Source organism: Microbacterium sp. (genome assembly GCF_031988965.1).
Lineage (GTDB): Bacteria > Actinomycetota > Actinomycetes > Actinomycetales > Microbacteriaceae > Microbacterium.
On sequence record NZ_DALZXX010000109.1, the window covers coordinates 1 to 9,932 of the forward strand.

A 9,932-nucleotide genomic window follows, 5' to 3' on the forward strand; every position below is an offset into this window, starting at 1 on the left:
GCGACGTTCGCAGCGCGAACAGGGCGTCGAGCGACCGTCATTCCTTCAGCAGGAGCGTCGAGAAGAGCCGGCGCGTCGCGGCGGTCGAGGATTCCTCAACCGTGTGGGGTTCTCGCTCGGCCCGAACGCACGAGAGCGCGCCATCCGCGACGATGAGCACGCGGTGAGCATGCACTGGCCGGGTCCACGCACGGTCGCCGTCGTCAACGGCAAGGGTGGAGCGGGCAAGACGCCCGCGACGGTGCTGCTCTCGGCGGTCTTCGCACAGTACGGCGGCGCGGGCGTCCTCGCGTGGGACAACAACCAGACGCGGGGCACACTGGGATGGCGCACCGAGACCGGCGCCCATGATCGCACCCTGCTCGAACTGCTGCCGCAGACACAGCGTCTGCTCGGGGCGCAGGGGCAGTCGGCCGATCTCGCCCATTTCGTTCATCACCAACCTCAGGAGAAGTACGACGTCCTGCGCTCGAAGCCCATCCGGCTCGCGCACGAGAATCGCCTGAGCCCGACAGACGTCGATGCGATCCACTCGGTCGCGGCGAAGTTCTACCGTCTGATCATCATCGACTCAGGCAACGACGAGTCCGACCCGATGTGGCTGCGGATGATCGACCGCGCCGATCAGATCGTCGTCGCCACGACGACGCGCGACGATCACGCCGAGGCCGGGGCCCTGCTGCTGGAGGCGCTCGAAGACCGGGACGAGCGTTCGGCGCGACTGGCACAGGAGTCTGTGGTGGTCGTCAGTCAGGCCGACCCGAAGGCGTCATCCGCCGACGTCGACAGCGTCGTGGCCGGATACAGGTCGCTGGCGCGCGAGGTCGTGCGCATTCCGTTCGACCACGAGATGGTCGACGGGCACCTTCGACTGCGCGCGCTCGCGGAGCCGACGCAGCGGGCGTGGTTGTCGGCCGCCGCGGCAGTCGCACGCGGCTTCTGACGCGCAGCGAGCGCACAGCCGCTCACGGTCGACACGGTCGGTGTCGACCGTTCGGGTCACCCGCGAAGGCTGTCGACCCAGTTGCGCAGCAGCTGGATGCCGGCTTCACCCGACTTCTCGGGATGGAACTGCGTCGCCGAGAGCGGCCCGTTCTCGACGGCAGCGAGGAAGGGGTCGCCATACGTGGTCCACGTCAGTACAGGCTGGGGGAACGGCGGAATGACGTCGAGCTCCCAGGACTGCGCGGCGTAGGAGTGCACGAAGTAGAACCGCTCGTTCTCGATTCCTCGGAACAGCACCGAATCGGCACCGGGCTCGACCGTGTTCCAGCCCATGTGGGGAAGCACCGGAGCGTTGAGCTCGGTGACGGCGCCGGGCCACTCAGCGAGCCCCTCGGTGTCGTGACCGCGCTCGACGCCGTGGGTGAAGAGGACCTGCATGCCGACGCAGATGCCGAGCACCGGGCGCCCGCCGGCGAGGCGGCGATCGATGATCTCATCGCCGCCGTGCGCGTGGAGGGCATCGCGGACGGCCTGGAACGCGCCCACCCCCGGGACGACGAGGCCGTCGGCCTCGAGCGCCTCGGTGCGGTCACGGGTGAGCACGGCATCCGCACCCGCCGCGACGAGCGCCTTGACCGCGGAGTGGACGTTCCCGGATTCGTAGTCGAAGACGGCGACCTTGGGGGCCCCGCTCACAGCGCACCCTTGGTCGACGGGATGCCGTCGACCAGCGGATCGAGCGCCTTGGCCTGCCGGAACGCACGCGCGAAGGCCTTGTACTCCGCCTCGGCGATGTGGTGCGGGTCACGCCCGCCCAGCACCCGCACGTGCACGGTGAGCCCCGCGTTGAACGTGATCGCCTCGAACGAGTGACGCACGAGCGCACCCGTGAAATGGCCGCCGATGAGGTGGTACTCGAAGCCCTCGGGTTCGCCGGTGTGCACGAGATACGGACGCCCCGAGATGTCGACCACCGCCTGCGCGAGAGCTTCATCGAGCGGCACCAGTGCGTCGCCGTAGCGCGAGATGCCCGACTTGTCACCGAGAGCCTCACGGATGGCCTGTCCGAGGACGATCGAGATGTCCTCCACCGTGTGGTGCGCGTCGATCTGGGTATCACCGGACGCACGGACGGTGAGATCGGTGAGCGAGTGCTTCGCGAACGCCGTCAGCATGTGGTCGAAGAACGGCACCGAGGTGTCGATGTGGCTCGCGCCGGTGCCATCGAGGTTCACCTCGAGCTCGACGGTGGACTCCGACGTGCTGCGCACGCGGGAGGCGGTGCGCGGGGTGTGGGTGGCGCTGCTCATGAAGCCGATCCTATCGAGGCGAGGGCGTCGAGGAACGCCGTGGTCTCGGCCTCGGTGCCCGCCGTGACCCGCAGGTGGCCCGGGATGCCGACGTCGCGGACCAGCACTCCGCGGTCGTACAGCTTCTGCCACACGAGCTTCGGGTCGGAGACACCTCCGAAGAGGACGAAGTTCGACCACGACTCGTGCGGTGTGTAGCCGAGCGCTTCGAGAGTCGCCGTGATGCGATCCCGCTGCTCGACGATCTCGTCGACCATGCCGAGCATGACGTCGGCGTTGCGCAGTGCGGCGACCGCAGCCGCCTGCGTGAGCGCACTGAGGTGGTACGGCAGACGGACGAGACGCAGTGCGTCGATGAACGCAGGGTCCGCGGCGAGGTAGCCGACGCGAGCTCCCGCGAAGGCGAAGGCCTTGCTCATGGTGCGCGACACGGCGAGACGTGGCCGCCCCGCCAGCAGGGTCAGCGCCGAGGGGGCATCGCGCGGCGCGAACTCCTGATACGCCTCGTCCACGATCACGATCCCGCGGGCGGCCTCGTAGACCGCCTCTACGACGTCGAGTCCCATCGGGGTGCCGGTCGGGTTGTTCGGGGAGCAGAGCAGGATGACGTCCGGATCCGCCGCAGCGACCTGCGCCGCCGCCTCATCCGGCGTGATCGTGTAGTCCGGCTGACGCGTCCCCGCGACCCAGCGCGCACCGGTCCCCTGCGCGATCAGCGGGTACATCGAATACGTCGGCGCGAAGCCGAATGCCGTGCGGCCGGGACCGCCGAACGCCTGCAGGATGTGCTGCAACACCTCATTCGAGCCGTTGCCCGCCCAGATCTGTTCCGGCTCGAGACCGTGACCGAGGTACCGGGCGAAACCCTCGCGCAGTGTCGTGAACTCACGATCCGGATAGCGGTTGACGTCTCGCAGCGCCACGGCGATGTCATCGAGGATGTCGCTCGCCACGGCATCCGGCACCGGATGCGTGTTCTCGTTGACGTTCAGCGCGATCGGAAGCGGAGCCTGCGGAGCGCCATACGGAGTGAGTCCGCGAAGGTCGTCACGGAGTGGGAGGTCAGCGAGTGAAGCAGTCACCCTTCCCATGGTAGGCCGAGTGGCGAAGACGGTCGCTCAGCGTGACGAAGGAATGCGCTGCGAAAGCATCGGTCCTGGTGACGTCACTCCGAGAACTGGGCGGGAATGGCCAGCTCCTGGCCGATCTGCAGCGCGCCACCCTGCAGGGCATTGAGACGCGTGATCTCTCCGATCACATCGCGCGGGTCCGCCTGCGGGGCGATACCCTCGGCGATCGACCACAGAGTGTCTCCGGGCATCACGGTCACGGTCTCGAACGACACCGTCGCCGCCTGGTCGTTCGACGCCATCGCGCTGCCACCGCTGAGGGCGCCGAAAGCGATGCCCGCTGCGAGCGGAACGGCTGCGAGAGCAAGGACGACACGGCGACCGCGCGCCGTCAGCCGAAGGCGCGTCGCCGGGACTGCCGGGACGATCGCTGCGGTGCTGAAGGTGATGGTGCTCATGTCGTGCTCCTCTGCTGCTTCCGCTGTGGGCGGTGAAGTTGGCGTAGCGTTCGCATCCACGACTCGGCCGGGAGCCGAGAATGCGAAGCTACGTTCCGAAGGTATCTTCGAATTCGAACATCTGTCAAGACTTCTTCGAAACCTGCTCCGCGAATCAACCGACACGCTCGAACAGATATTCCCCATCGGCGCTTTTCTCGGATACGGTTTCGATAGGAACACCCCACCACGGGCCACCGACATTCGAACCGAGACGCCGGGTCCACACCTGAGGAGCATCATGAGCGACAACGCCGCCACCGAGTCCGAGGCTCCGCGCACTCGTCGCCGGAAGAGCCTGAGCCCCAAGCAGATGGCCATCCTCGAGGTCATCCAGACCTCGATCAGCCGATACGGCTACCCGCCGAGCATGCGCGAGATCGGCGACGCGGTGGGACTCAAGTCGCTGTCGAGCGTCACCCATCAGCTGGGTCAGCTCGAACTGAGCGGATACCTGCGACGCGACCCGGGCAAGACCCGTGCGATGGAGGTGCTGATCGACCTTCCCGGCACCAGCGGCGAGAATCCCGCCGACGTCGCGACACCGGTCGGAGATGCCGCGCTCGTCCCCCTCGTCGGTCGGATCGCGGCCGGAGTGCCGATCACCGCCGACCAGCAGGTCGAGGAGATCTTCCCGCTCCCCCGCCAGCTCGTCGGCAAGGGCGACCTCTTCATGCTCAAGGTGTCGGGTGAGTCGATGATCGACGCCGCGATCTGCGACGGCGACTGGGTGGTCGTACGTTCGCAGGGCAGCGCGGAGAACGGCGAGATCGTGGCCGCCATGCTCGACGGCGAGGCGACCGTCAAGGTCCTGCGCCGTCGCGACGGTCACACCTGGCTGCTGCCTCGCAACTCGGCCTTCGAGCCGATCCTGGGTGACGAGGCCGTGATCCTCGGCAAGATCGTCGCCGTGCTGCGCGCCGTCTGAGTCCCTCCGCGCCGACGCGCCCCGGGATCGCACCGACACCTCGACGACCGAACGCCGCTGGGTGCAGGTCGACGTCATCGTCCTTCCCCATAGGCTCGATGCATGTCGTCATCCTTCGGTTCGTGGACCTCGCCGTTCTCTCCGACGTCCGTCGCCGCCTCCTCACCGCGGATCGACGGCGCCGCCTTCGTCGGCGACGAGATCTGGTGGGGCGAGTCCGTCCCCGCCGAGGGCGGGCGGGTGACCGTTCGCAGCTCCGCGGGAGCGGAGGTCCTGCCCGGGCCGTGGAGTGCGCGATCACGAGTGCACGAGTACGGGGGTGGCGCCTGGACGGCAGCCGCCGATGGCACGCTGTACTTCGTCGACGCCGGAGACCAGCGAGTCCGGCGGATGCCGCGCGGCGGACCCGCCGTCGCGCTGACTCCGGCAGGACCGGCATACGGCGGACTGCGTCTCAGTGCCGGGCGATTGTTCGCGGTGTACGAGGACCTCACGACCGCGCCGCACACCCGAGGGATCGTCGAGATCCCGCTCGACGGGTCGGCCGCAGACGACCCGTCAGAGCTTCGCGTCGTCGTCGCGGGTCCGCACTTCTATGCCCATCCCGCGCTGTCCGACGACGGCATCCGCATGGCCTGGGTGCAATGGCACGGCGATCGGATGCCGTGGCAGCACGCGAGCCTCGCCGTCTCGGACGGGACCAGTACGAGCATCCTGCCGACGCGAGCCGCGCTGCAGCCGGAGTGGAGCGGCGACGATGAGCTCCTCTACGCCGACGACCCCTCGGGGCGATGGGTGCTGCGTCGCCAGGCGCTGCAGGGCATCTCCCCGATCCGTGCGGCCGAGCCGGTCGCCGAGACCGACGACGGCGACACCGGGTACGGCCTCTGGGTGCTCGGCAACCGCTGGTATCGACGACTCGACGACGGCCGGATCGTCGCTGTCCGCACCGAGGGCCGGGATCAGGTCGTCGTGATCGACGCCGACGGTGGCGCGCGCAGGCTCGATCTCCCGGCGGACGGGCACGTGAGCGTCGACGATGTGTCCGGAACCCGTGTGCTGCTCTCCGGCAACAGCTCGACCGGCTCGCCCGGGGTCTGGAGCGTCGATGTCGACACCCACGACGTCGAGGTCGTGACGGGCGGCGAACCCGCTGACCCGGAGTGGATGCCGCCGGCGTCCGAGATCGTGGTCGACGGCGTGCGCGGCCCCGTGCACGCTTTCGTCTACGCGCCGGCGAACCCCGAGGTCACTCCCCCTGGTGACGAGTCGCCTCCGTACATCGTCCTCGTGCACGGAGGCCCCACGGCGCACGTGACCGGCGCCGTCTCGTCGGCGATCGCGTTCTACACCAGCCGCGGCATCGGGGTCCTCGATGTGAACTACGGAGGCTCGACCGGATACGGCCGCGCATACCGCGAACGCCTCGACGGTGAGTGGGGCGTGGTGGACGTCGACGATGTGATCGCCGCCGCACGCGGCCTCGCCGACAGAGGGCTGGCAGACCCGGCACGGATCGCGATCCGCGGCGGATCCGCCGGTGGGTGGACGGTGCTGTCCGCGCTCGTGCGGGGCGGCACGTTCGCCGCCGGCATCAGCCGATACGGCGTCGCCGACCTGCGGATGCTCGTCGAGCACTCCCATGACTTCGAGGCCTCGTACATCGACGGCCTCGTCGGGCCTCTGCCGGACGCCGAGGCGCTGTACGTGGAGCGCTCACCACTCACGCACGCCGCCCGTATCGATGTTCCGGTGCTTCTGATGCAGGGCGGAGCCGACCGCGTGGTTCCCGCATCCCAGTCGGAGGCGATCCGTGACGCCCTCGCCGCCCGCGGCGTCGATCACGAGTACGTCCTCTACCCGAGCGAGGGCCACGGCTTCCGCTCTGCGGAGACCATCGTCGACGCTCTCGAACGCGAGCTCGCGTTCCTCGGGCGCGTGTTCGGCTTCACGCCGTCGTTCTGATCAGTCTCCGGTGCGGTTACGCAGGCGCATCGCACGCTCGGCCTCGCGCGTGTCCTGACGTTCGCGCAGCGTCTGGCGCTTGTCGAACTCGCGCTTTCCCTTGGCGAGAGCGATCTCGACCTTGGCCCGACCGTCGGAGAAGTAGAGCTTGAGCGGGATCAGGGTGTAGCCGCCCGCGGACACCGCATGCTGCAGCTTCGCGATCTCCTCGCGGTGCAGCAGCAGTTTGCGGATGCGCTTCGCGGAGTGATTCGTCCAGTGCCCCTGCGAGTACTCCGGGATGTGCACCGAATCGAGGAACACCTCGTTCCCCTTGACGAACGCGTACCCGTCGCTGAGGTTCGCGCGCCCCTGGCGCAGCGACTTCACCTCGGTGCCGGTGAGCACCATCCCCGCCTCGTACGACTTCTCGATGTTGTAGTCGTGACGTGCGCGACGATTGGTCGCGATGACCTTCTCCCCGCGTTCCCTGGGCATGATTCTCTCCTGATCCGTGTCGTGGAGTGGTTCCGGAGCCCGGCGACGGGCACACGACAGCCTGTCAGTCTATACCGATGCCGCGCGCCATCGGCGGTCGGGTCAGGTACGCAGCCATCGACGGATCGCGAAGCCGGCCGAGAGCGCGGCGAGCACCACACCGATGCCGATCAGCACGGGAACGACGAGCGCCGCGTCATTCATCGAGATCCAGGTGGTGATGAACGGCACACGTCCTCGCAGGTAACCTTCGACGCCGAAGTGCACTCCCGCGACGACCGCGGCACTCGCGAGCACGGATCCGAGGAAAGCAGCGAAGACGCCCTCGAGCACGAACGGCGTCTGGATGAACCTGTTCGATGCGCCCACCAGACGCATGATGCCGATCTCCTTGCGCCGCGCGTACGCGGAGAGCCGGATGGTCGTGCCGATCAACAGGATCGCGGCGATCAACATCAGCACGGCGATTCCGACGGCGATGTACGTCGCGACCGTCAAAGCGGAGAACAACGGCTCGAGATACTGGAGCTGGTCCTGGACCTGCTCGACTCCCGCGACGCCGTTGAAGGCTTCGGAGATCACCTGGGACTGACCGGGGTCCTTCATGGTGACGAAGAAGACCTCGAAGGCCTGGTCCGCGGTGATCAGGTTCGCCTGATCCTCGCCGAGCTGATCGACGAGCTTCGCGTAGGTGTCCTCCTTCGAGTCGAAGGTCACCTCGCTGATGAGCGGAGCGAGCGCTTCGCCTTCGAGTTGACCGCGCACCGCGTTCACCTGGTCTTCGGAGGCGCCGCCGTCGATGCAGGTCGGCGATTCCGAGATGTCGGAGCACATGTACACGGCCACCTGCGCGCGCTCGGTCCAGTAGCCGCGCATGGTCCCGATCTGAGCCTGCATCAAGATCGCGGCGCCGACGAACGTCAACGACACGAAGGTCACGAGCACGACCGAGATGACCATGGAGATGTTGCGTCGAAGCCCGACCAGGGCTTCGGTGAGGATCAGACCGATTCTCATGAGGTCGGCCCCACTTCCTCTTTGCCGTCGTCCGAGAGGCCGAGACGATCGGCGACTCCCAGCTCGGCGACGTCGACCTCGGGGAGCACGATCGGATGCGTTCGGGGGGCGGCCGCCGCGGGCGCCACGACCGGCACCTCATCGACCTGCGGCTCGATCGGTGCGGCTTGAGCCTCGGGAGTCTCGGATGCCGTCGGCACCGCATCGGCCGCCGTCGACTCCGCCCTGCGCTGCGCAGTGAGTTCCTCGGCGAGGGCCGCACGCACCACCGAGAGGTCGGCGGTCTGCCGCTGCACCTCCTGCACGGCAGTGAGCGCGGCAGCCGCGGCGGCGCCACGCACCTCTTCGGGCGCGAGACGCGGGATGTTGGAGGTGTCGCCGTAGCCGCCGTGCACCTCGTCGCGCACCATCTCGCCGTCGCGGAGCTCGATCACGCGTCGCTGCATCTGGTCGACGAAACCCGCCTCGTGGGTCGCCATGAGCACCGTCGTCCCGCCGGCGTTGATGCGGGCGAGCAACTGCATGATGTCGACCGATGTCGCCGGGTCAAGGTTGCCCGTGGGCTCATCCGCGAGGAGAACCTGAGGGCGATTGACGAGCGCACGCGCGATCGCGACGCGCTGCTGCTCGCCGCCCGAGAGCTCGTGCGGCATGCGCTTCTGTTTGCCGTCGAGCCCCACGAGAGCGAGTGCCTCGGGAACGGCCTGCTGGATGAAGCCGCGCGATGAGCCGGTCACCTGCAGGGTGAAGGCCACGTTCTGGTAGACCGTCTTCGACGGCAGAAGACGGAAGTCCTGGAACACCGAGCCGATGTGACGGCGGAAGTAGGGCACCTTGCGGTTCGCCAGCGACCTGAGGTCGCGGCCGAGCACGGCGACGCGGCCGGTGGTCGGCACGTCCTCGCGGAGGATGAGTCGCAGACATGACGACTTCCCCGACCCCGACGCCCCGACGAGGAAGACGAACTCCCCGCGCTGGACCTCGAAGTCGACGCCGGACAGTGCGGGCCTGGAGGTCCCGCGATAGCGTTTCGTGACGTTCTCGAACCGAATCATGGCTTTACGAGCCTAAGCGCGCCGAATCCCCTGGTTGCGAGCGACACCCCCGCCGTCCGCTTCCGTGTCACACCCCACTGCTATACATGGAGGTGCGGATCCACGCCCCAGCGTGGACGACGACTCCGAGGGGGATGCGATGACCACGCCTGCAGGTTGGTATGACGATGGATCTGGCCGGCAGCGCTGGTGGGATGGCGAGCAGTGGACGGAGCACGTCGCGCCCGTCGTCGAGACTCCGGCGACCGAGACTTCCACGCCCGCGAGCCCCGCCCCGGAGACCGCGGCATCCGAGGCCCCCGCATCCGAGGTCCCCGCATTCGAGACCCCGGCAACCGAGGCGCCCGTAGCTGCCGAGCACTCGGCCGCCGACGGCGCTCCCGGTACCGGCGAATCGCCAGCCTCGATCGAGACGGGTGACTCCCTGCATTCCGTCGCAGCGGTCGAAGGCGGCGGCACATGGAGCGACTCCTCCACGTCGTCGCCGGCCGAGGGCGATCACGGCGGTTCGCCTGCCCCGTCTGCCGGGGAGATCCCGCCGTACGCGACCCCGTCGGGTGGCGATGCATCCGGGTACCCCGGCGCCGCTCCGACCGCCCCCAACGCCGCTCCCGCCTACCCGGATGCCGCACCGACGTACCCCGGCGCCGCCCCGAGCTACCCGGGCG

11 protein-coding genes are annotated in these 9,932 nt (G+C 68.4%); 4 read left to right on the forward strand and 7 right to left on the reverse strand.

Features of this window, described 5'->3' with window-relative positions; all coding sequences use genetic code 11:
- A partial coding sequence (locus RTM68_RS14300) for an AAA family ATPase (RefSeq protein WP_312172090.1) occupies positions 1-943 on the forward strand: 943 nt, incomplete at its 5' end.
- 56 nt (positions 944-999) lie between these two features.
- Here the strand turns inward: RTM68_RS14300 and hisH are convergent.
- The 4 genes from hisH to RTM68_RS14320 form a co-directional block, all read right to left on the reverse strand.
- Complete coding sequence (gene hisH / locus RTM68_RS14305; protein WP_312172092.1) at positions 1,000-1,641, reverse strand: imidazole glycerol phosphate synthase subunit HisH; 642 nt, start codon at positions 1,639-1,641, stop codon at positions 1,000-1,002.
- Positions 1,638-2,255 carry an imidazoleglycerol-phosphate dehydratase HisB gene (gene hisB / locus RTM68_RS14310; protein WP_194765507.1) on the reverse strand — a complete coding sequence of 206 codons (618 nt, stop codon included), beginning with the start codon at positions 2,253-2,255 and terminating at the stop codon, positions 1,638-1,640. The genes hisH and hisB overlap by 4 nt, the downstream gene beginning before the upstream one ends.
- The gene (locus tag RTM68_RS14315; protein WP_312172095.1) at positions 2,252-3,346 is read right to left on the reverse strand and encodes a histidinol-phosphate transaminase; all 1,095 of its coding nucleotides are present in this window, start codon (positions 3,344-3,346) and stop codon (positions 2,252-2,254) included. The genes hisB and RTM68_RS14315 overlap by 4 nt, the downstream gene beginning before the upstream one ends.
- Before the next feature lie 74 nt (positions 3,347-3,420).
- The gene (locus RTM68_RS14320) at positions 3,421-3,783 is read right to left on the reverse strand and encodes a LysM peptidoglycan-binding domain-containing protein (protein ID WP_312172098.1); all 363 of its coding nucleotides are present in this window, start codon (positions 3,781-3,783) and stop codon (positions 3,421-3,423) included.
- A gap of 280 nt (positions 3,784-4,063) precedes the next feature.
- Between RTM68_RS14320 and lexA the strand changes: the two genes are divergently transcribed.
- Both lexA and RTM68_RS14330 read left to right on the forward strand, forming a co-directional pair.
- Entirely contained in the window at positions 4,064-4,750 is a 687-nt protein-coding gene (lexA, locus tag RTM68_RS14325) for a transcriptional repressor LexA (RefSeq protein ID WP_312172101.1), read from the forward strand.
- Between the two features lie 102 nt (positions 4,751-4,852).
- On the forward strand, positions 4,853-6,715 hold the full coding sequence (locus tag RTM68_RS14330) for a prolyl oligopeptidase family serine peptidase (protein WP_312172103.1): 1,863 nt from the start codon (positions 4,853-4,855) through the stop codon (positions 6,713-6,715).
- On the opposite strand, the gene smpB is transcribed toward RTM68_RS14330, so the two are convergent.
- From smpB to ftsE, 3 genes are all read right to left on the reverse strand, one after another.
- On the reverse strand, positions 6,716-7,192 hold the full coding sequence (smpB, locus tag RTM68_RS14335) for an SsrA-binding protein SmpB (RefSeq protein WP_056312202.1): 477 nt from the start codon (positions 7,190-7,192) through the stop codon (positions 6,716-6,718).
- Positions 7,193-7,294: 102 nt separating this feature from the next.
- A complete protein-coding gene (gene ftsX, locus RTM68_RS14340) occupies positions 7,295-8,209 on the reverse strand; it encodes a permease-like cell division protein FtsX (RefSeq protein ID WP_312172107.1) in 915 nt (304 codons plus the stop codon).
- The gene (ftsE, locus tag RTM68_RS14345) at positions 8,206-9,264 is read right to left on the reverse strand and encodes a cell division ATP-binding protein FtsE (RefSeq protein ID WP_312172110.1); all 1,059 of its coding nucleotides are present in this window, start codon (positions 9,262-9,264) and stop codon (positions 8,206-8,208) included. Before ftsE ends, ftsX begins: the two co-directional genes overlap by 4 nt.
- Before the next feature lie 139 nt (positions 9,265-9,403).
- Here ftsE and RTM68_RS14350 point away from each other — a divergent pair.
- The coding region (locus tag RTM68_RS14350) for a DUF2510 domain-containing protein (protein WP_312172113.1) at positions 9,404-9,932 on the forward strand (529 nt) is incomplete at its 3' end.